21 protein-coding genes are annotated in these 20850 nt (G+C 72.6%); 5 read left to right on the top strand and 16 right to left on the bottom strand.

Features of this window, described 5'->3' with window-relative positions:
* The 5 genes from J8G10_RS16620 to J8G10_RS16600 form a co-directional block, all read right to left on the bottom strand.
* On the bottom strand, window positions 1-1659 hold the full coding sequence (locus tag J8G10_RS16620; protein WP_251447502.1) for an HNH endonuclease signature motif containing protein: 1659 nt from the start codon (window positions 1657-1659) through the stop codon (window positions 1-3).
* A 90-nt stretch (window positions 1660-1749) separates the two neighbouring features.
* Window positions 1750-2289, bottom strand: coding sequence for a YaeQ family protein (locus J8G10_RS16615; RefSeq protein ID WP_251447500.1), 540 nt, complete (start codon window positions 2287-2289; stop codon window positions 1750-1752).
* Window positions 2290-2365: 76 nt separating this feature from the next.
* Entirely contained in the window at window positions 2366-2860 is a 495-nt protein-coding gene (locus J8G10_RS16610; RefSeq protein ID WP_251447497.1) for a molybdenum cofactor biosynthesis protein B, read from the bottom strand.
* Window positions 2857-3360, bottom strand: a complete 504-nt coding sequence (moaC, locus tag J8G10_RS16605) for a cyclic pyranopterin monophosphate synthase MoaC (protein WP_251447494.1) — start codon at window positions 3358-3360, stop codon at window positions 2857-2859. The genes J8G10_RS16610 and moaC overlap by 4 nt, the downstream gene beginning before the upstream one ends.
* A gap of 8 nt (window positions 3361-3368) precedes the next feature.
* On the bottom strand, window positions 3369-3626 hold the full coding sequence (locus J8G10_RS16600; protein ID WP_251447492.1) for a MoaD/ThiS family protein: 258 nt from the start codon (window positions 3624-3626) through the stop codon (window positions 3369-3371).
* A 91-nt stretch (window positions 3627-3717) separates the two neighbouring features.
* Between J8G10_RS16600 and J8G10_RS16595 the strand changes: the two genes are divergently transcribed.
* Window positions 3718-4887, top strand: a complete 1170-nt coding sequence (locus J8G10_RS16595; RefSeq protein WP_251447490.1) for a ThiF family adenylyltransferase — start codon at window positions 3718-3720, stop codon at window positions 4885-4887.
* Window positions 4884-5294, top strand: coding sequence for a molybdenum cofactor biosynthesis protein MoaE (locus J8G10_RS16590; protein WP_251447488.1), 411 nt, complete (start codon window positions 4884-4886; stop codon window positions 5292-5294). Before J8G10_RS16595 ends, J8G10_RS16590 begins: the two co-directional genes overlap by 4 nt.
* 152 nt (window positions 5295-5446) lie before the next feature.
* Here the strand turns inward: J8G10_RS16590 and moaA are convergent, their stop codons facing one another.
* The 5 genes from moaA to J8G10_RS16565 form a co-directional block, all read right to left on the bottom strand.
* Window positions 5447-6499: a GTP 3',8-cyclase MoaA gene (moaA, locus tag J8G10_RS16585; protein ID WP_251447486.1), complete on the bottom strand. Its 1053-nt coding sequence runs from the start codon at window positions 6497-6499 to the stop codon at window positions 5447-5449.
* A gap of 63 nt (window positions 6500-6562) precedes the next feature.
* Window positions 6563-7705 (bottom strand): sulfate/molybdate ABC transporter ATP-binding protein, encoded by a 1143-nt coding sequence (locus J8G10_RS16580; RefSeq protein WP_251447484.1) that lies wholly within the window; start codon window positions 7703-7705, stop codon window positions 6563-6565.
* On the bottom strand, window positions 7702-8553 hold the full coding sequence (locus J8G10_RS16575; protein WP_374208791.1) for an ABC transporter permease: 852 nt from the start codon (window positions 8551-8553) through the stop codon (window positions 7702-7704). The genes J8G10_RS16580 and J8G10_RS16575 overlap by 4 nt, the downstream gene beginning before the upstream one ends.
* Before the next feature lie 26 nt (window positions 8554-8579).
* Window positions 8580-9392 (bottom strand): molybdate ABC transporter substrate-binding protein, encoded by an 813-nt coding sequence (gene modA / locus J8G10_RS16570; RefSeq protein WP_251447464.1) that lies wholly within the window; start codon window positions 9390-9392, stop codon window positions 8580-8582.
* A 6-nt stretch (window positions 9393-9398) separates the two neighbouring features.
* Complete coding sequence (locus J8G10_RS16565; RefSeq protein WP_251447462.1) at window positions 9399-9797, bottom strand: molybdopterin-binding protein; 399 nt, start codon at window positions 9795-9797, stop codon at window positions 9399-9401.
* A gap of 244 nt (window positions 9798-10041) precedes the next feature.
* Here J8G10_RS16565 and J8G10_RS16560 point away from each other — a divergent pair, with 244 nt between their 5' ends.
* Complete coding sequence (locus J8G10_RS16560) at window positions 10042-10572, top strand: nucleoside deaminase (RefSeq protein ID WP_251447459.1); 531 nt, start codon at window positions 10042-10044, stop codon at window positions 10570-10572.
* A 28-nt stretch (window positions 10573-10600) separates the two neighbouring features.
* Window positions 10601-12139: an NCS2 family permease gene (locus J8G10_RS16555; RefSeq protein WP_251447456.1), complete on the top strand. Its 1539-nt coding sequence runs from the start codon at window positions 10601-10603 to the stop codon at window positions 12137-12139.
* 228 nt (window positions 12140-12367) lie between these two features.
* On the opposite strand, the gene J8G10_RS16550 is transcribed toward J8G10_RS16555, so the two are convergent.
* From J8G10_RS16550 to J8G10_RS16535, 4 genes are all read right to left on the bottom strand, one after another.
* Window positions 12368-12985 carry an NTP transferase domain-containing protein gene (locus J8G10_RS16550; RefSeq protein WP_251447453.1) on the bottom strand — a complete coding sequence of 206 codons (618 nt, stop codon included), beginning with the start codon at window positions 12983-12985 and terminating at the stop codon, window positions 12368-12370.
* Window positions 12982-15924, bottom strand: coding sequence for a molybdopterin-dependent oxidoreductase (locus J8G10_RS16545; RefSeq protein ID WP_374208792.1), 2943 nt, complete (start codon window positions 15922-15924; stop codon window positions 12982-12984). The genes J8G10_RS16550 and J8G10_RS16545 overlap by 4 nt, the downstream gene beginning before the upstream one ends.
* 77 nt (window positions 15925-16001) lie before the next feature.
* The gene (locus tag J8G10_RS16540; protein WP_251447447.1) at window positions 16002-16964 is read right to left on the bottom strand and encodes an FAD binding domain-containing protein; all 963 of its coding nucleotides are present in this window, start codon (window positions 16962-16964) and stop codon (window positions 16002-16004) included.
* Entirely contained in the window at window positions 16955-18238 is a 1284-nt protein-coding gene (locus J8G10_RS16535) for an XdhC family protein (RefSeq protein ID WP_251447443.1), read from the bottom strand. The genes J8G10_RS16540 and J8G10_RS16535 overlap by 10 nt, the downstream gene beginning before the upstream one ends.
* A gap of 349 nt (window positions 18239-18587) precedes the next feature.
* Between J8G10_RS16535 and J8G10_RS16530 the strand changes: the two genes are divergently transcribed.
* The gene (locus J8G10_RS16530) at window positions 18588-19091 is read left to right on the top strand and encodes a tetratricopeptide repeat protein (protein ID WP_251447440.1); all 504 of its coding nucleotides are present in this window, start codon (window positions 18588-18590) and stop codon (window positions 19089-19091) included.
* A 61-nt stretch (window positions 19092-19152) separates the two neighbouring features.
* On the opposite strand, the gene J8G10_RS16525 is transcribed toward J8G10_RS16530, so the two are convergent.
* Entirely contained in the window at window positions 19153-19911 is a 759-nt protein-coding gene (locus tag J8G10_RS16525; protein ID WP_251447437.1) for a class I SAM-dependent methyltransferase, read from the bottom strand.
* A 76-nt stretch (window positions 19912-19987) separates the two neighbouring features.
* Window positions 19988-20815, bottom strand: a complete 828-nt coding sequence (gene xdhC, locus J8G10_RS16520; protein ID WP_251447435.1) for a xanthine dehydrogenase accessory protein XdhC — start codon at window positions 20813-20815, stop codon at window positions 19988-19990.
* Between the last annotated feature and the right edge of the window lie 35 nt (window positions 20816-20850).

Here is a 20850-nt window from a genome sequence, read left to right as displayed (position 1 = left end):
TCAAGCCACCCGGCGGAACCGTTGCGGCGGCGGGTCGATGCCCCGGAAGAGATACCGCAGGGCCGGCCGCTGCGGCAGCGGGATCTGCTCGCCGTCGCGGTGATGCAGCACGAACTCCTGTTTCCCGTTCCGGGTGATCCGCCATCGTCCGTGGTGCAGGTTCATGTGGTGGAACCGGCAGAGCAGGATCCCCCGGTCGACATCGGTGTTCCCGAGGTCTCGGTGCCATTCGTCGATGTGGTGCGCTTCGCAATACGATGCGGGTCTGTCGCAGCCGGACCAGCGGCAGCCGCCGTCCCGGATGGCGAGTCCGATCCGCTGCCGTGACGTGAACAGGCGCGATTCGCGCCCGACGTCGAGCGGGTTTCCGCACGAATCCACCGTCACCGTGACCGCCCCCGCTTCGCAACGTCGCCGCTCGGCGACTCCGGAGGGCAGCACGGTCAGACCGTCCTCGGTCATGACCACCGCACCGGCGGTGCCGTCGACGTCCACGGTCTGCACGAGTCGGAGTCCGGGCTGCCTGGCGCCGAGCACCGCTTTCGCGTCGGCGAGGACCCCGGCACGGACCAGATCCAGGAACAGGTCGTACACGAGCTGGTCGTTACGACGAGGATCGGCGGTCAGTTCAGCGGCCGCGGCCTTCTCCTCGGGATCGACGAAGCGGGGCCCGCCGCGGCGTGGGCGCATGGCGGCCGCGACGATCGCGTCGAAGAACGCGCCGCCTTCGTCGTCGAAAGAGATCGACGCCCGCCTCGCGCCATCCTGATCCGTCCAGGTCCGCAGTGCTCGCCGCTCGTACCTGGCCAGGAATCGCGCCTCGGCACCTTCAGGATCCAGGATGTCGCGGATCGCGCGAGCGGCGCCCGCCAGCTGCTCCGGCGAATCGTGTCCCGCAGCGGCGATGAGCTGCTCCGCCGCCGTCGCCCATGCCTGGCATGCGGCGTCGTCCCCGGCGCCTTCGCCTCGGCCGACGTCCGCGGCGTCTTCGCCTCGGCCGACGTCGACAGGGCCTCCCCGCGCGTCCGCAGGCGCACCTCGGGGGGCCGCGCGCGGTGCGGGCGGCTCGCCGAGCCCGCGTCGGATCGCATCGTGCTGCGCCGTCGTGATCGCACCCGACAGCACAGCCAGGCCCAGAGCGGCATGCCACGGCATGCCGCGCCCCGGCGGCGCACCCGCACAGTCGGTAGCACTGTCGTCGGCTCTCCGCCCGTCGGCTCCCCGCCCGCCGACCGCCAAGTCGCCGACCGCCGCGCCGCCCGGATCCGTCCCGCGCCCCGTCTCGTCGGCGCCGAGCCGGACCGCGTCCGCCTGCGCGATCTCGCGCAGCGCCTCGCCCACCCTCACCTGCCGGGCCGCCTCCGCCTGGGAAGACCCGGTCAGGTCCTGCACGAGCGCGATGGCGTTGCGATGACCGCGCGACTGCGCGAGCCCGCCGTGCCCGGCATCCCGGGGTGAACGCGCCGCAAGCGTTCCGGCTCCGACCGCGCGGAGCCGTTCGCTGAACCGCGCGAGCGCATCCGCGGCCGTGATCGCCCGCACGCAGTGGTCATCGTCGAGACGGTCCATCGCCGACACGAGATCCGCCGGCTCGAGCGCGTCACCGAGCAGCCCGCGCAGCAGAGCCAGCTGCGTGTCCGCCTCGGTGAAAAGTCCCATGCCTGATTCTCTCGGCCGTCACCATCGTTGCGAGAGGCGTTCGAGGATCTGTGCACAACTTCCCGATGCCGTGGCCTGTGCAGGCCGGGGTCAGCCGAGTTCGTGCTCGTGCACGGTCGTCGTGAGCGTCGTGCCGTTGAGGTCGAGGTAGAGCACCTGCTCGGTGACGGTCATGGTCACCGTATTGCGGCGTTCCAGCAGCGGTACCGCCGAGTCGATGAACCCCGGGTCGAAGCTGTAGACCCGGATCTCGTCCGCCCGGTGGATCCGCTTGCCCTCCCACGGCGCCATGACCTTGGCCGGGTCGCGGTGGGTGTAGACGACGGTGCGCTCGGCCAGCCGGGATCCGTAGTGCAGACGCTCGGCGTCAGGTGCGCCGACCTCGATCCAGCCGGTGGTGCGCCCGGTCAGGTCGCGCACCACCACCGCGGGCTCCTCCGTGCTGGAGAGCCCCTCGCTGAACGTGATCCCCTCGGTGAACTCCAGGCCGTACGCGAGCAGCCGGGTCAGCATGTACGCGTCGGTCTCGGAGGGATGCCGCGCGACGCGCAGCGAGTAGTCCTCGTACACGCCGCGATCGGTGTCCGCCAGCTGCACGTCGAAGGTGTGGATCGTCGCCCCGATAGCCATAGGGGTCAACTTTACGGGGTGAGGAGGCCGCGTCCCCGTGTGGTCGCCACAGCGGAGAAGACCGCCTCCGCCGATGTCAGCGGTGGTCGCCGCGGCCGCTCAGCTGGGCGAGGAGGTGGTCGAGGATCGGATCCAGCACCGCGAGGCCGTCGCGCACCCCGCCACGCGACCCGGGCAGGTTCATCACGACGGTGCGCCCGGCGACCCCGGCCACCCCGCGGGTGAGCAGGGCCATCGGGGTCGCGGCGAGGCCGCGGCGGCGCAGCTCCTCCATGAGCCCCGGGATCTCCCGGTCGAGCAGGGCGGCGGTCGCCTCGGGGGTGCGGTCGTCGGGGGAGAGCCCGGTGCCTCCCGTCGTGAGCAGCAGGTCCGGAGCGCCGGCGAGCGCGGTGGCGAGGGCTTCCGCGATGCCGGCGTCGGCGACGACGACCGGGTCGCCGACCGCGAACCCGCGCTCGGCCAGCCACGCGCGGATGACGGGCCCGGTCTCGTCGGCATAGACGCCCGCCGAGGCGCGGGTCGACGCCACGAGCACGGTCGCGGATCGGGCGGACGCGGGCGCTTCGGTCATTCCGCGGTCCAGTCGCCGCTCTTGCCGCCGGACTTCGCGAGCACGCGGATGTCGCCGATCACGGCGTGCTTGTCGACGGCCTTGATCATGTCGTAGAGGGTGAGCGCGGCCACGCTCGCGGCCGTGAGCGCCTCCATCTCGACCCCGGTGACGCCCTTCGTGACGGCGGTGGCGATGATGCGCACGCGGTCCCCTTCCGGCACGAGGTCGATCTCGACCCGGCTCAGCGGCAGCGGGTGGCAGAGCGGGATGAGGGCCGACGTCTGCTTGGCGCCCATGATCCCGGCGACGCGCGCGGTGCCGAGCGCCTCGCCCTTGGGGAGCGACCCGTCGGCGATCCGGGCGACCACCGCGGCGGTCGTCTGCAGCACGGCCTGCGCGCGCGCCTCGCGGCGGGTCACGGCCTTGTCGGTCACATCCACCATGTGCGCGGACCCATCGGCCCGCAGGTGCGTCAGCTCGCTCATCACGTCTCCATACTCGGGCACGCCCGTGCTCATGCGGATGCTCAGCCGCCGGCGAAGGGCGGCAGGATGTCGACGGTCTCGCCGAGGGTCCGGGAGTCGTCGCGGCTGACGGTGCCGTCGACGAGGAAGGATCCGGACTTCAGCACCTTCGCCATCGGGGCGCCGTAGCGCGCGAGCAGCTCGGCGCGCAGGGCGCCCACCGTCGACGCGGCATCCGGGTCGTCGAGGGTCAGTCTTTCCTGATCGCGTCCGGCGGCCTCGGCTGCTGCGGCGAAGTACCGCACGGTGATGGTGGCCATGTCCTCAATCTAACCCGTATCGCGGAAAACTGGATCCGCATCATGGAAAGTAGACCGTCCCGCGAGGAGTTCCCCGCGTACACTCGATCCTATGATCGCGCTCGTCGAGCCGGGGCCGGAACTGCCGCCCGAACACATCGTCCGGTACAGCCGCCAGCTCATGCTGCCCGGCTTCGGCGAGACGGCGCAGCGGCGCCTCCGTGCGGCCCGGGTGCTGGTGATCGGGGCGGGCGGCCTCGGTAGCGCGCTCGTCCCCGCGCTCGCCGGCAGCGGCGTCGGCACGATCGGAGTGATCGACGACGACGTCGTGGAGCTGTCCAATCTGCACCGCCAGCTCAGCCACGGCATGGACGACATCGGCCGGTCCAAGGTCGGGTCCCTCGCCGACACCGTTCGCGACATCGACCCCGGGATCCTGGTGCGCCCGTACCGCGAACGCGCGACCGCCGAGACGCTGCCCGGGATCCTCGCCGAGTACGACCTCCTCGTCGACGGCAGCGACAACTTCCCGACCCGCTACCTCGCAGACGACGCCGCGCGCCTCGCGGGCAAGCCCCTGGTGTGGGGATCCATCCTGCGCTTCCAGGGGCAGGTCGGCGTCGCCGTGCCCGAGGTCGGCTTCCGCGATCTCTTCCCCGTGCCGCCGGCCGCGGACGAGGTGCTGTCCTGCGAGCTCGGCGGCGTGCTCGCGAGCCTATGCACCGCGATCGGATCCTTCATGGCGACCGAGGTCGTGAAGCTCGTCACGGGCATCGGCGAGCCCCTCGTCGGCCGCGTGATGTTCTACGACGCGCTCACCGCGCGCACCCGGGAGATCGGGTTCCAGCGGCCCGAGGACGCGCCGGCGGTGAGCGAGCTCGTCGACTACGAGCTGTTCTGCGGCACCGGTCCCGCGGAGGAATCCGGGGCGCTGTCGGCCGCGGAGGTGCTGCGACTGAGGCGCGAGGGAGGGGTGCGGCTGCTCGACGTGCGGGAGCCGCACGAGACGCTCGTGCAGGGGATCCCCGACGCCGGCGTGCTGCCGCTCGGAGCGCTCGAGGAAGGCGCCGCGGTCCCCGCGTTCCTCGCCTCGGGCGACGGCCCGCTCGTCGTGTTCTGCGAGAAGGATCCGCGCTCGCGGCGGGCGGTGCGGGTGCTGCGCGAGCGCGGCGTCGAGGCGCACTACCTCGCGGGCGGGATCAGGGCGTTCGCCGCCGTCGGAGGCGAGACCGAGGGCCCCGGTGCAGCACCGGCGCCGAACGATCGGAAGGATTCGGAGTGACCGAACGCGCGATCATCAGCGATCAGCCGCTGAACGAGGAGGCCATCCGCGCGGCGGTGGGCGATGCGGCGCACGGAGCGACGGTGATGTTCTGCGGCGTCGTCCGCGACCACGACGGCGGGCAGGCGGTGCACTCGCTCGACTATCGGGCGCACCCCGACGCAGAGCGGTTCCTCGCGGAGATCGTCGAGCGCGTGGGGGCGGAGACGGGGCTGCTCGTCGCGGCCGCCCACCGCGTCGGCGACCTGCGGATCGGCGATGTCGCGCTGTTCGCCGCCGCGTCCGCGGGCCACCGCAAGGAGGCGTTCGAGGCGTGCGAGCGCCTGGTCGAGGAGATCAAGCGGGGCGTGCCCATCTGGAAGCGCCAGCACTACGCGGACGGCGTCTCGGAGTGGGTCGGGCTCTGAGCCGCCGGTGGCTCTGCCCGCACCCGCCCTTGCGTCGACGCCCCCTAGGGTGGCCGACGCCCCCTCGTGGGGACGTATCGCAGCGGAGGCGTGGATCGCAGGAGGGGGCGTCGACGCAGAGAGGGCGTTTCGGGCCGCGCGGCGCGGGGCGGTCAGCCGCCGATGTAGCTCATCTCGATGCGGTGCCGGTCGGCGCGCAGCTCGGGGGTCAGGCTCGAGCGGATCTCCGAGTACCGGTCGTCGCGCACGCCCCAGATGCGGGCGAGCGTCGCGGTGAGCTCGGCGTCGTCGGCGCCCCCGCGCAGCAGCGCGCGCAGGTCGTGGCCCTCGGTCGCGAACAGGCACGTGAACAGGCGTCCCTCTGTGGAGAGCCGCGCGCGGTTGCACGTGCCGCAGAACGCGTTCGTCACCGAGGAGATCACGCCGATCTCGCCGGATCCGTCGACGTAACGCCAGCGCTTCGCGGTCTCGCCCGGGGCGGCGGGGGAGACGGGCTCGAGCGGGAAGCGCGCATCGATCGCCTGGACGATCTCGGCTGAGGGGACGACCTCGTCCAGACTCCAGCCGTTCGTCGCGCCGACGTCCATGTACTCGATGAAGCGCAGCACGTGCCCCGTGCCGCGGAAGTGCTCCGCGAGGCTCAGGATCTCGCCGTCATTGAGCCCGCGCTTCACCACGGTGTTGAGCTTCACGGGCATGCCCGCCGCCTGCGCCGCATCGATGCCCTGCAGCACGCGCGCGACGGGGAACTCCACGTCGTTCATCCGCCGGAACAGCCCGTCGTCGAGGGAGTCGATCGAGACGGTGACCCGGTCGACGCCGGCTTCCCTGAGCGCCTCCGCTTTCACGGCCAGGGCGGATCCGTTGGTGGTCAGGGCGATCTCGGGCTTGGCCCCGTCGAGCGTGCGCAGGGCCGCGAGCCGGGCGACGAGGTCTTCGATCCCCCGGCGCAGCAGCGGCTCGCCGCCGGTGAGGCGCAGTTTGCGCACGCCGTTCGCCAGCGCGGCACGGGCGATCCGCTCGATCTCCTCGAAGCTGAGCAGTTCATGCCGTTCGAGGAATGCATAATCGCGGCCGAACACCTCTCGCGGCATGCAATAGACGCAGCGGAAGTTGCAGCGGTCGGTCACGGAGATCCGGAGGTCGCGCAGCGGCCGATCCCGGGCGTCGAGGACGCCGGACGACGGCAGCTGCGTGGGGGACATCGGTCGCCCTCCTTCCGAGGGGCAACCGTAGCACCGGCGCGACGGTATGGGATCCGTTCGGCGTCAGCGACCGGCGGAGGCGGCGGAGCGGAGCGAGACGTCGGCCTCGTCGATGCGGAACGCGAGACGCTGACCCTGTCGCAGCCCGAGCGCGACCGCGTGCGTCGACGGGCAGTCCACGGCGATGCCGGGATGCTCGACGGTGTGCAGGCGGATCCCGCCGGGGATCGGATCCCGTTGCGCGACGCGTCCGGCCCACCGGTTCGGACCGGAGGCGACCGTCTCCAGGGCCTCGGCATCCGCGCGCACGGATCCCGGTGCGAACACGGCGCTGGCGGGCTCTCCCGCCCCGACGGCGTCGCCGTGGCCGCGCAGCACGAGCCCTCCCGACGTCCGCACCGCGCCGTCGCCGGTGCCGACCGCCTCGACGCGGTTCACGCCGGCGAGCGCGGCGACGAACTCCGAGCGCGGGTGGCCGAGCACTTCGGCCGTCGGACCCGACTGCACGATCGCGCCGTCGTGCATGACGATCGTGCGCGCGGCGAGGATGAGCGCGTCCATCGGGTCGTGCGTGACGAGCACGATCGGGATCGCGCGGCGTCCCGAGCCCCGCTCCGCGTCCGCGGCCCCGTCGTACCGACCGTCGACCGTGCCCTGCTGTGCGGCGATGAGGCGCCGCGCCTGTGCGGCCGACGGGGCGTCGAGGGCTGCGAACGGCTCGTCCAGCAGCAGGGCGTCGGGCTCGGCGGCGAGGGCCCGGGCGATCGCCGCCCGCTGCTGCTGCCCGCCGGAGAGCTCCGCGGGTCTCCGGCCTGCGAGGCCGCCGAGCCCCACCTCCTCGAGGCGCTGCTCGGCACGGCGACGGGCCTCGACGCGTCCGACGCCCTGCGCCCGAGGGCCGAACGCCACGTTCTCCCGCACCGACAGGTGGGGGAACAGCAGGGGGCGCTGCCCGAGCAGCGCGATCCTCCGGCGTGCGGGCGGCACATGCACCGCGCGCGTCCGCGGCGAGCCCGCCGGCTCGTCCAGCACGCGTCCGGCGACCTCCACCGAGCCGTGCAGGGGCAGGATCCCGGCGATGGCGTTCAGCAGCGTCGACTTCCCGGATCCGTTGGGGCCGATCACAGCGAGGATCTCGCCCGGGAGCGCCTCGAAGGCGGCGGAGAGGGCGAACCCGCCGCGTCGGGCCTGCAGGTCGACCCTCATCGCACGGCCCCCGGGCGCCAGCCGCGCACCAGCACCAGGGCGGCGACGGCGACGAGGATGAGCATGAGTGAGAGTGCGATCGCGGTGTCCTCCTCGACGCCGGCGCCGTTGAACGCCGTGTAGATCGCGAGCGGCATCGTGCGGGTGACGCCGGCCGCGTTGCCCGCGAACAGCGCCGTCGCGCCGAACTCCCCCAGCGCCCGGGCGAAGCACAGCACGGTGCCGGCCACGAGCCCGGGCGCCGCGAGCGGCAGGGTCACCCGGCGGAACACGGTGAACCGGCCGGCGCCGAGGCCTGCGGCGACGCGCTCGTGCTCGGTGCCGATCGCGCGCAGCGCCCCCTCGATCGAGATCACGAGGAACGGCAGCGCCACGAACGCCTGCGCGATCACGACCGCGGCGGTCGTGAAGGGGATCCGGATGCCGGCGAGGGCGAGGGCGCCGCCGAGCAGGCCGTTGCGTCCGAGCAGCGCGAGCAGGGCGATGCCCCCGACGAGCGGCGGCAGCACGAGGGGGAGGGTGGTCAGGGTGCGCAGCACCGCGGCGAGCCACGCGGGGCTGCGTGCCATCGCGACGGCGAGCGGCACGCCGAGGACCGCACAGATCGCCGTCGCGACGGTGGCGGTCGCGAGCGACAGCCCGAGCGCCTGCAGCGCCGCGGGGGAGGTCATGGCCGCGGGCACGGTGGCCCAGTCCAGGCGCGTCAGCAGGGCGACGAACGGCAGCACCAGCAGCAGCACGGCGACCACGGCGGGCACGAGGAGCCAGGCCGGGAGGTGCTCGCCGCGCGGACGCGGGGAGGGGATCCCGCCGAGGGCGGTCGCCGTCGTCGTCGACGAGGCGGCCACGTCGGACGGGATCCTCCCCCGCGCGCTCATTCCCCGCCGAATCCGAGGTCGGCGAGGATCTTCTGGCCCTTGTCCGAGAGCACGAACTTCTGGAAGGCCGCGGCCGCCTCCGGGTTCTTCGAGCCCTTCAGCACCGTGATCGGGTACTTGTTGATCGCCTTGTCGGCACCGGCGATCACGATGCCGTCCACGGCGGGGCCGGCGGCCTTGACGTCGGTCGTGTAGACGAGCCCGGCGTCGGCCTCCCCGGCCTTGACCTTCGCGAGGACGGCGGTCACGTTCTGCTCCTCGCTGACCGGGGTCACGGCGACGCCGGCCGCGTCGAGCAGGGTCTTGGCCGCGTTCCCGCAGGGCACGGCGGGGGCGCACAGCACGAGCTTGATCCCCGGGTCCGCGAGGGACGAGAGATCCTTCACCTTCAGCGGGTTGCCCGGGGCGACCGCGATCTGCAGCACGTTCGTGGTGAACACGGGGGCGTCTCCGGCGAGCGAGGCCTGCGTCACCTTGTCCATGTTCTTCTGGTCTGCGGAGGCGAACACGTCGACCGGCGCTCCCTCGATGATCTGGGTGGCGAGGGTGGACGACCCGTCGTAGGTGATCGGGTTCACGTGCACCTTGGGGTTCGCGGCCTCGAACTCGGTGGTGATCTGGTCGAACGCCTTGTTGAGCGAGGCCGCGGCGAACACGGTCAGCTCACCGCTCACGGCCGGTGCCGCGGTGGTCGCGGTCGGCGTGGGGGTCGACGCGGGGGCGGAGCCCGTCGAACAGGCGGTGAGGGCCAGTGCCGCGGCGAGCACGGTGGCGGCGATCGCGGGGAGGCGGAGGCGGGTCGGGTTCATTCCGGATCAGGCCCTTTCGGCTTCGATGATCATCATGGTGGCCTTGGTGACGGCGACGGCCTTGCTCCCGACCTCGAGCCCGAGCTCGACGGCGGCCTCGGCGCTCATCAGCGACACGATGCGGTGCGGGCCGCTCTGCAGCTCGACCTGCGCCATCAGCCCCTCCACGCGCACGGCGGTCACGAGGCCGACGAAGCGGTTGCGCGCGCTGCGCACCAGATCGTCGCCGGGATCCGGTTCGTTCGCGAGCGCCTTCGCGCGCTCGGCGAGCTCGGCGCCGGGCACGACCTGGTGTCCTGTGCCGTCCGTGGAGAGCGTGAGGATCCCGTCGGCGGCCCAGCGGCGCACGGTGTCATCGCTGACTCCCAGGAGGCTCGCGGCCTCGCGGATCCGAAAATGCGTCATGAGGATGACCATAGCGCCGCAGATGCGGAGGATCAAACAGATATACCGCGATGCGGAATGTGGATTCCGAAAAGTTGTGGACGGCGTGGGCGAACACTGTTACTGTCGACCCCAGCCCGAGGCCGCAACAGCCGTCTCGGGTGGGATGACAACCTAGCGGTTCGACGTACTTATCTCGAGGAAGGGCCCGAAGAGGGGCCCGACCGGAAGCCGTATCACTGCGACGACAGCAAGGAAGCTCTCCATGAACAGCACCCCTGTGCCTTCTCACAGCAGTGTGCCCTCGTCCGCCGCTGCGACGACGCCCGCCGAGTATCTCGCTCAGGCCGTCGCCCTCGCCACGGACAACGTCCGAAACGCCGGAGGTCCGTTCGGCGCCCTCGTCGTCTCGGCCGACGGCCGGGTCTTCGAGGGCGTCAACCGGGTCACCGCGAATCTCGATCCCTCGGCGCACGCCGAGGTGACCGCGATCCGCAATGCGTGCCAGCAGCTCGGCACGTTCGACCTCTCTGGCGCCACCCTCTACACGAGCTGCGAGCCGTGCCCGATGTGCCTCGCCACGTCGCTGTGGGCGCGCATCGACCGCGTCTACTTCGCGGCGAACCGCGACGACGCCGCCGATGCGGGCTTCGACGACGCGGTGTTCTACCGCTATTTCGAGGGAGGGCCCGAGGACAGGGCGATCATGCCCGTGAGCGACATCGCCCTGCCCGCTGAGGAGCGCGTCGCGCCCTTCACGGAGTGGAGCCTCACCACCACCCGCATCGAGTACTGACCCGAACCGAAGAAACCAGGAGCAGACAATGACGTCACCCACTCCCTCCCCCGACACCGAGGGCACGCCCGTCTCCTCAGGCGGCTCGCCGTTCTCCCGCACCGCGGAAGACCTGCCGCCCCTGAAGACGGGCACCAGCACCACCGTCGACGCCGAACCGAAGAACGCCTTCGACCGGTTCTTCGAGATCACCCGCCGCGGCTCGACCGTCGCCAGGGAGATCCGCGGCGGCATCGTGACCTTCGTCACGATGGCGTACATCGTGATCCTCAACCCTCTGATCCTCGGCGGCACGAAGGACGTCGCCGATCACGCGCTGCAAGCCGCGCAGATCGGCGCCGCGACCGGCCTCACCGCCGGCGTGATGACGATCCTGTTCGGCGTGATCGCCCGGCTGCCGTTCGCGCTCGCCGCGGGTCTGGGGATCAACTCCTTCCTCGCCGTGTCGGTCGTCGGCCAGGTCACGTGGCAGGAGGCCATGGGCCTCGTCGTCATCAACGGCGTGCTGATCGTGCTGTTCGGCGCCACCGGGATCCGGACCGCGATCTTCAAGGCCGTGCCGCAGGCGCTCAAGGCGGCGATCACCGTCGGCATCGGCCTGTTCATCGCCTTCATCGGCTTCGTCGACTCCGGCTTCGTGAACCGCACCCCGGCAGGACCTCCGGTGCAGCTCGGCGAGGGCGGATCGATCACCTCGGTGCCCACCCTCATCTTCCTGCTCGGCGTCGTCGTCATCGCGATCCTCGTGGCCCGCAAGGTGCCGGGCGGGATCCTGATCGGCATCGTCGCGACCACGATCATCGCGATCATCGCGCAGGCCGTGCTGCAGCTGGGTCCGTCCTTCAAGGACCCGAACGGATGGCACATGACCATCCCGCAGCTGCCCAGCACGTGGGTGACCGTCCCCGACTTCGGCCTCGTCGGCCAGTTCGACCTGTTCGGCGCCTTCGGACGCATCGGCGCGCTGTCTGCCACGATGCTCGTGTTCACCCTGGTGTTCTCGAACTTCTTCGACGCGATGGGCACCATGACGGGCCTCGCGAAGAACGCGGGCCTCGCGTACAAGGACGGCACGTTCCCGCGGCTGCGCTCCGCGTTCATCGTCGAGGGCTTCGGCGCGGTCGCCGGTGGTGCGACGTCGACCTCGTCGAACACCGTCTACGTCGACAGCGCCTCGGGCATCGGCGAGGGCGCCCGCACGGGGCTCGCCTCGCTCGTCGTGGGCGCGCTGTTCCTGCTGTCGATGTTCGTCACGCCGCTCACGCTGGTCGTGCCGATCGAGGTCGGATCCGCGGCGCTCGTCGTCGTCGGTGCGATGATGATGGCCCAGATCCGCGAGATCAAGTTCGACAAGTTCGCCGTCGCGCTGCCGGCCTTCCTCACGATCGTGACGATGCCGCTGACCTACTCGATCGCCAACGGCATCGGCGTCGGCTTCATCTCCTGGGCGCTGGTCAACGCGGCGTCCGGGCGGGCGCGCAAGGTGCACTGGCTGATGTGGGTTGTCGCCGCCGGCTTCGCGCTCTACTTCGTGCGCGGTCCGGTGGAGGCTCTGCTGCCGCACTGACGCCCGACGTCCGGGGCCCCGATCCGCATCCGCGGGTCGGGGCCTTCGGCGCGTGGTCACGGCGCTCGGTGCGCCGTTGTGCAGGGCGTCGGGTGCGGTATGCAGGACGACGGACTGTGTTTCGGAGGGCGGCGCCTGTGATTCCGCGGCATGGCGTCGACGAGGATGTCGGCGGCCCTGCACAACGGCGGGGCGGCCCTGCACAACGGCGTCGATCGCTGCGCAACGTCAGCGCGGGATGCGCAGCTCGGGCCAGGCGGCGAGGTCGGCGGGCTCGTCGATGTCGTCGCCTCGGCCCAGGTCGCCGCACTCCACGTCGTCGACGAGGTGCCGGTTGCGCGCGATCCAGGTGCGCGCGGCCGCATCCCCGGTGGCGAGGGCGGCGGCGGAGCACAGGTCGGCGGTGTCGAACACGACGGGGTTGCCGGGACTCCCGCTCCACATCGCACGGGTCACGCGTCCCGGCTCGTGTGCGGCGAGCAGGCGGCGGATCACGGCGGCATCGACGCCCGGCTGGTCCACGAGCAGCACCACCACGGCGTCCGGCGGGGTATCGGCGACCACGAGGGGCAGCACGGCGGCGCGCAGCGAGGCGGACATCCCGAGGTGCGCGTCGTGCACCTCGACCGCGCTCGCCGCGGGGCAGCGGGCCCGCAGCCAGCTCTGCACCGTGCCGCGGGCGGGGCCCACCGTCACGGCGACGGTGCAGCCGGCCTCCACCGCGGCACGGGCGGCGCGCGTGACGAGCACCTCGCCGTTCCACGGCAGCAGCGCCTTGGGCCCGCGGCCGAGCCGGGTCCCGCTGCCCGCGGCCAGCACGATCGCGTGCGGGTGCCGGCGGCTCATTCCGCGAGCCCTCGCGGAGCCGTCTCCTCGGTCGTCGAGCGAGCGGAGCGAGACGAGACGCGGTGCTCTCGCAGAGACCGCGTCTCGTCGCGGTCGCCTTCGGAGTCCTCGCTCGACGACCCTTCGGCATCGCGCTCCAGGATCGCGGTGTGGATCCGGTCCCGCGTGAACGGCGTCTCGGTCATCCGGATCCCCGTCGCGTCGCGGATCGCCGCGGCGAGCGCCGGGGCGATCGGGTTGAACGGCGACTCGCTCATCGACTTCGCGCCGAGCGGTCCGAGCACGTCCGAGGTCTGCGCGAAGTGCACCTCCGAGCGCGGGATGTCGGCGAACGTCGGCACGTGATACTGCCGCAGGATGTCCGTGGTCACCCTGCCGGACTCGTCCACCCGCACGATCTCGTGCAGCGCCGCACCGATGCCCTGGGCGATCCCGCCCTCGACCTGACCGCGGCACTGCTCCGGGTTGACCACGACCCCGGCGTCGGCGGCGTGGATCGACCTCAGGATCCGCAGCTCTCCCGTGCCCTCGTCGATCGCGACGCGGAAGCCCTGCACGTTGAAGGCGACCGAGCGCGGTGTGCCTCCCCAGTACCCCTTCTCCTCGAGCGGCTCTCCGCGCCGGGCCGCATCGTCGGCGAGGTCGGCGAGCGTCACCGACTGCTCGCCGCGGATCACGCGCCCGTCGATGAGCACGCACTCGCCGACGGGCGCGTCGAGCAGCTCCGCCGCGCGGGTCAGGATCCGCTCCGCCAGCGCGGTCGCGGCGGCGTGCGTGGCGCGGCCGGCGACGACGGTGCCCGTGGAGCCGAAGGCCCCGGTGTCATGCGGCACGAGATCGGAGTCGGACTGGCGCAGCCGGACGGTGCGGGTCGTGGTCCGCAGCACGGTCGCGGCGATCTGCTGGTGCACCGTGGACGTGCCGTTGCCGAACTCCGCCGTGCCCACGTCCAGGCCGAACGCCCCGTCGGCCTCGAGCCGGATCCTCGCGTGCGCGTGGTGCCCTCGCGGCGGGACCGTCGCGATCATCGCGACCGCGGATCCCTCCCCGAGCCGCCAGCCCGGCGCGAGTGCGGCCCGGTCGCCCTCGCGGTCCTGCGCCAGGCCGTCGCGCACGAGCCGGACGCACTCGTCGAGGCCGTAGCTGCCGATGATGAGATCCGGCTCCTCGTGCGCGGCGATCATCGCGTCGTCCTGCCCGATGAGGTTCGCGGCGCGGAACGCGAGCGGATCCGCGCCCAGCCGTCGGGCGAGCTCGTCGACGGTTGACTCGATCGCGAAGATCATCTGGCTCAGGCCGTAGCCGCGGAACGCGCCCGAGGGCACGGTGTTCGTGTAGACCACGTCGGCGTCGATCTTCTTCGCCGCCGCGCGGTACACGGCGATGGACTCGCCCACGCCGTGGAACATCACCCCGGGTCCGTGGTTGCCGTAGGCGCCGGTGTTGGAGCGCACGTCGACGCCGATGCCGGTGATCCGGCCGTCGGCGGTCGCGCCCATCCGCACCCGGATGCGGAACGGATGCCGCACGCTCGTCGCGGTCAGCACCTCCTTGCGGGAGAACTCGACGCGCACCGGACGGCCCGTCGCCATCGTCGCGAGCAGGGCCAGATCCTCGGTGAACACCTCCTGCTTGCCGCCGAAGCCGCCGCCGACGCGGGCGGAGTAGACGCGCAGCAGCTCCTTGTCGATGCCGAAGATCCGGGCCAGGGTGCGCCGGGCGAGGAACGGCACCTGGGTGCTGCTGCGCACCACCCACCGGCCGTCCGGATCCTGCCAGGCGAGGGATCCGTGGGTCTCGAGCGCCGTGTGCGAAACGCGGTGGGTGTGGAACGTGCGCTCCTCCACCACGTCGCTCGCCGCGAGCGCCGCGGCGAGGTCTCCGACCTCGGAGCTCATCTCCATCACGATGTTGGCCTCTGCGCGGGCGACGCCCTCGGGGTCGGGCACGGATCCGCCCGCGGCCTGCGCCCGCTGACCCGCGGCGGAGGCCGCGCCGTGCAGTGCGAGGGTGCCGGGGTGATCGGCGAGCTCCGGATCCGTGTTCGCGGGCAGGACCTCGTAGTCCACGACGACGAGACGAGCGGCGCGGTCAGCCGCACGCTGCGACTCGGCGACCACCAGCGCGACGCGCTGGCCCACGAAGCGCACGTACTCGTCGAACACCCGGGTGTCGGAGGGGTCGTCGGCCTCGATCTCGTGCTGCGCCGTCGAGAACGCGGTCGTGGGGGCGTCCTCGCGGCTGAGCACGCGGACGGCCCCTGGCTCCTCCAGCGCGCGGGTCGCGTCGACGCGCACGACCCGGGCGTGCGCGTGCGGGCTGCGCACCACGGCCGCGTACAGCAGCGGGGCGGGGAGCTCGCCGGGGTCGATGTCCATCGTGTAGCGGACGGTGCCGGTCACCACCCCGGTCGCTGCGGGGGCGCCCGTCGCGCGGCCGACGCCGCCGGCGCGGTCGTCGATGTTCACGGTGCCGCGCACCGCGTCCTCGATCGCGCGGTAGCCGGTGCAGCGGCAGATGTTGCCCTTGAGCGTGCGGCCGAGGTCCTCTTCGGCGCCGGCGGGCATCGAGGCGACCGTGCACACCATGCCCGCCGTGCAGAACCCGCACTGGAACCCGGCGGCGCGCCGGAACCGCTCCTGCACCGGATGCGGATCCTCGGGGGTGCCGAGTCCCTGGACCGTCACGATGTCGCGGCCGGCGGCGCGGTGCGCGGGGTACACGCAGCTGTGCACGGCGTCGCCGTCGACGATCACGGTGCAGGCGCCGCAGTCGCCGCCGTCGCAGCCCTTCTTCACTCCGGAGGAGCCCTGGCCGCGCAGCCAAGTGCGCAGGCACTGCCCGGGCTCGGGGGCCACGGCGACCGTGCGTCCGTCGACGGTCGCGGTCGGCCCGCCGGCGGGAGGCTCGTGCGAGAAACAACCGTCTGCGTGAGACATCACCGCAGCCGTGGCGTCTCGTGCAGGATCCGGCGTCTCGCGCGGTGAGCGGTAGCCGGTCCCGATGTTCTCGGCGGTCATCGTGCCGTCCTCTCGATGCGCAGGTCGCCGGTGACCCGCCCGATCGCGTCGTCGACGCCGGTCGCGAGCCCCGGCAGCAGCTCGGCGAGGATCTCGTCGCCGAGGCGGTGCGTCATGCGGCGCCGCCAGGCGGGCTCGCCGTGGATGTCGTCGTACCAGCCGCGGGTGCGTCCGACCGCGGCGTCGACGGCCGCACGCCAGGCGGCGCCGTCCGCGGGGACGACCGTCCCGCCCTCGCCCGGATCCGCGGCGACGTCGAGCACGATCGGGTGGAACGTCGAGGCGGTCACCGTGAGGCGCAGTGCGGACGCGGACGTGCGGCGCGCGATCAGCAGGGCCGCGGAGCGCCCGCGCTCGGTCAGCGAGATGCGACGGAACGCGGGCTCCTGCGCCAGCACGCTCCCCGGCACGACGAAGCTGCGGATCAGCTCGCCGTCGGCCAGACGGGTGCGCGCGGGGCCCACGACGAGCTCGGCGACCGGGGTGCGGCGGGTGGTGCCGTCGGGGCGCAGGATCACCGCTGTCGCATCCCAGGCGCTGAGCAGCGAGATCATGGGACCGGCGGGCAGCGCCGTGGCGACGTTGCCGCCGACGGTCGAGACGTTCCAGATCTTCCAGGAGGCGACGAACGCGTCGCAGGCCGGGGGGATGAGATCCAGCCCGGGCAGGCTCGCGCGGGGCATGCCGCCGGGGAAGGGGTCATCGGCGAGGGCGCGCAGGTCGGCGATCCGACAGGTGGCGGCGATCTCGAGCGCGGGCTCCTCCCCGGGCGCCGTCCCGTGCCAGGTGATCGGCGCCCAGCCGGCGCCGGTGATGTCGAGCAGGCGGGTCGGGGCGCCGCGGGTGATGTCGGTGCCGTAGGAGTAGATCACCGTGCCGCCGGCGAGCCACGAGTCGCCCGGCCGCCATCGCCGGGGATCGGCGCACATCAGCACCTCGTCGACGCTCGTCACATCCATGCGGCGTCCTCCGTGATCGCGGTCGCAGCGGCGTGTGCGGGGACGGCGGCGCAGCTGCGCCCCGCCGGAGTCCGGTCCCGCGGTGCCGGACGCCGTGCGGTGCGCCGGGAGTCGTGCACGTCGCCCGCGGTGTCGCGCAGCCGTACGGGAGAGATCGCGGACGCAACCGTCGCGGATCCGGATCCGGACCCCGCCCTCGCGGCCGATTCGACGAGGATCAGCTCGGCGAGGATCGAGATCGCCACCTCGGCCGGGGTGCGCGCGCCGAGGTCGAGGCCGATCGGGGAGTGCAGCCGCTCGAGGTGCGCCGCGGTGAGGCCGCCGGCCCGCAGCTCCTGCACCCGCTTCTCGTGCGTGACGCGAGATCCCATCGCCCCGACGTAGGCGACGTCGCGCCGCAGGACCGCGTCGAGCACCGGCAGGTCGAAGCGCGGGTCGTGGGTCAGCACGACGATCGCGGTGCGCGCGTCGATGCGGCCGGCGGCGATCTCCTGCGCCAGATGCTCGGCGGGATGCGCGAGCACCACCTCGTGCGCACCGGGGTGGCGGTCGCGGGTCGCGAACACCGGGCGCGCATCGCAGACGGTGACCCTCCGGCCGAGCGCCGCCGCGGCCTGTGCGAGCGCCGCCGAGAAGTCGTTCGCCCCGTAGATGATGAGCCGTGCGGAGGTCGCGGTCGACTCGACGAGCAGGCGCCGCACGACGGGGCACTCGGGCGTGGACCGGTCGGTCACGTCGACCACGTGGGCGCCGCCGCTGCGCAGGGCGGCGCGGATCCGGTCGGCGGCGTGCCCGGCGGCACGGGCGACCTCCGCCGGCAGCTCGTCGCCGTCGAAGGCCGCGCAGAGCGGGTCGGGGCGCTGTGCGATCCCGAGCCCTTCGGCGGTGAGCAGGGCGCCGGCGGTGGTGTCGTGCAGCGGGAGGTCGCGCACCAGATGCGCGCGCGCGTCGACGCCGCCGAAGGCGCGCAGCGGCTGCACGAGCACGCGCACGTCGCCGCCGCACATCAGCCCGATCGAGAGGCCGTCGTCGTCGGCGTAGCCGAAGGAATGCAGCTCGGTCGCGCCGGAGTCCAGGCAGGACACGGCGGCGTCCACGACGGCGCCCTCGACGCAGCCCCCGGAGACGGATCCGATCGTGCGGCCGTCGTCGCGCACCGCCATCGAGGTGCCGGCGGGGCGCGGGACGGATCCGGAGACCTCGACGATCGTCGCGATCGCCCAGCGGCCGGGGTCGGCGAAGCACTCCGCGTACTCGGGGATGCGGTCCAGCATGGGGCACCTTCCTCATCCAGGTGCCGGCCATCGGCGCCTGATCAGGGCGGTGCATCGGGACTCTGCGGGAGGAACCTATCTGGCGAGGAGGAACCCCGGGTCACAATCCACGGCGTCACCGCCTGGGATGCCCGGTAGATGGTTCACTGTCGTAACCCGCCTAGGCCTGGGATGATTCTACGGCCGTCCTCCGCGGAGAGCAAGAGGAAGATCCGCATAACGGACTTTGGTTTCCGTCATGCGGATTACTGACCGTCCGCACGGCGAGCGATTCCCCGCGTCCAGACAGGGCGGAGGGTCGGATCCGCGCTCCTCCGCTCTGCACGGTTAGCGTGGACCGGGAGGACCCATGAACACCGATTCCGAGCTCCACGCCCGGCTGGACGAGATCTTCGCCGCGCGCGACCGCGCGCGGATGGCGCCGACGATCGCGGCGTTCCTCGAAGTGCTCGCCGAGCACCCCGACGATCCGGCGGTGCTCTACGAGGTCGGCGGCGCCTATGACACCGACGGTCAGGAGGAGACCGCGCTCGGCTATTACCGCCGTGCGATGGCGGGAGGCCTGGACGGGCGTCGGCTGCGGCAGTGCTACCTGCAGTCCGGCAGCACGCTGCGCAACCTCGGACGTCTCGACGAGAGCCTCGCCGCGTTCGACGAGGGCATCGCGCGGTTCCCCGAATCGGAGTCGCTCGGCCTCTTCCGCGCGCTCACCCTGCACGCGATGGGGCGGCCGAGCGCCGCGCTCGGAGCCGTGCTCACCGTGATCGCGGACCGGTTCCCGACCGCGGAGGTGCAGCGCTACGAAGCCGCGCTCCGCGGCAACGCGGCGTATCTCGCGACCCTGGACGACTGACCCGCACCACGCCGAGCGCCGGTTTCGCCCGGCGGCCGGTGCGCCCGCCGCCGGGCTCGCCTCAGATGCGCCGCCCGCTGATGCTGAGGGCGCAGCCGAAGAAATGCCGACGCACCTCCACCTCGAGTCCGGGCTCGGCCCGGAAGGCCTCGACCGCCCGGGATCCGTCGCCGAAGCCGGCGAGGTAGCGGTGCAGCATCCGGTACTCGGTCGGATCCGTGAGCAGCAGCAGACCGGCGAGCGGCACGATCCAGCGCAGGTAGGCGCGGTATGCGGTGCGCAGCGGACCGCAGCCCGGTTCGGTGATGTCGATGAAGGCGAAGGATCCGCCTGGGCGCAGGGTCCGGACGACCTCGGCGGCGAGGCGCTCCAGCTGCCCGGCGTCGAAGGTCTTCAGGCCGTACGCGCTGACCACGACGTCGAAGGAGGCGTCCTGCGACGTCCCCGCGAGCGCATCCTCCTGGCGCAGCCGCACCCGTCCGCCGAATCGTGCCCGGTTGCGGATGCGCGCCTGTGCCGTCATCTGCGCGGAGAAGTCGACGGCGGTGATCTCGGCTCGGGGAAGGCGGCGCTCGATCTCGGCCCAGGTCTCGCCCCGTCCGCTCATGAGGTCGAGCACGCGCCGCGGCGACCCGGTGGCCCGCACCAGGGAGAGCAGCTGGCGCCGCCACAGCGCCGAGAACCCGAGCGACAGGACGAGGTTCATCCGGTCGTATGACGACGCCATGCGGTCGAAGAGCCGGCGCACGTCCGCGGGTTCGTAGAGCGGGTCGGCCGCGCGGCAGAGGGCGAGGGGCGGGCGGCGCAGGAGGTCGGTCATGGGGCGACTCTAGCGGGTGAACTGAACATGTTCAATAAAGCCTCGCGCGTGCACGCGAGACCCGGCGGGACCGCGGCTACTCCGCGACGGCCGCCTCGTCGATGAGCTGCAGGATCCGGGCCGCGACGCTCACCGCGATCACGGCCGGCTGCTTGCCTGACACCTCGGGGATCCCGATCGGCGTCGTCACGCGCGCCAGGTCGGCGTCGGTCTGGCCGAGCTCGCGCAGCTTCTTCTGGAAGCGCGCCCACTTCGACGCGGAACCGATCAGCCCGATGGATCCGACCTGATCCGAGCGCAGCGCCTGGTCGACGACCGCCAGGTCCTCGACATGGTCGTGGGTCATGACCAGCACGTGCGCGCCGGGGGTGAGGCCGGCGAGCGCCGCTTCGGGGACGGGTGCGTGCACGACCCGCACGCGGGCGACCGCGTCGCCGAGCACGCCGCTGCGCCCCGGAGCGCCGATCCGCTCCTCGGCGAGCATCTCCGCGCGCGAGTCGACGAGGACGAGCTCCAGCTCGTGCCGGGCGAGGATGCGGGCCAATTCGAGGCCGACGTGGCCGAGCCCGAACACGGCGACCGAGGGGGTGACCCGGATCGGCTCCAGCAGCATCGTGACCTCTCCTCCGCAGCACTGCACGCCGTACTCGGTGACGGCCTTGTCGCTGAGCGTGAGTGCGAGCAGCTCGGGCTCGGCGGAACCGCCGGCGAGCATCCGGCGCGCCTGCTCGATCGCGGTCTGCTCCAGGTTGCCGCCCCCGACCGTGCCGTGCACGGCGTCGGGGGAGACGACCATCTTCGCCCCGCCGTTGCGCGGGGCGTGGCCGCGCACCGTCGCGAGAGTCACGATCACGGCGGGGATCCGCCGCGATCGCAGCTCCTGCAGCGCGTCCAGCCAGTCCATGGTGTTCCTTGTTCTTCCGAGTCGTCCCCCTCAGC

The sequence above is a fragment of the Microbacterium sp. USTB-Y genome (assembly GCF_023703415.1).
Taxonomy (GTDB): domain Bacteria; phylum Actinomycetota; class Actinomycetes; order Actinomycetales; family Microbacteriaceae; genus Microbacterium.
The sequence above is the reverse complement of the archived record's forward strand: the minus strand, read 5'-3'. Positions and strand labels throughout refer to the sequence as shown.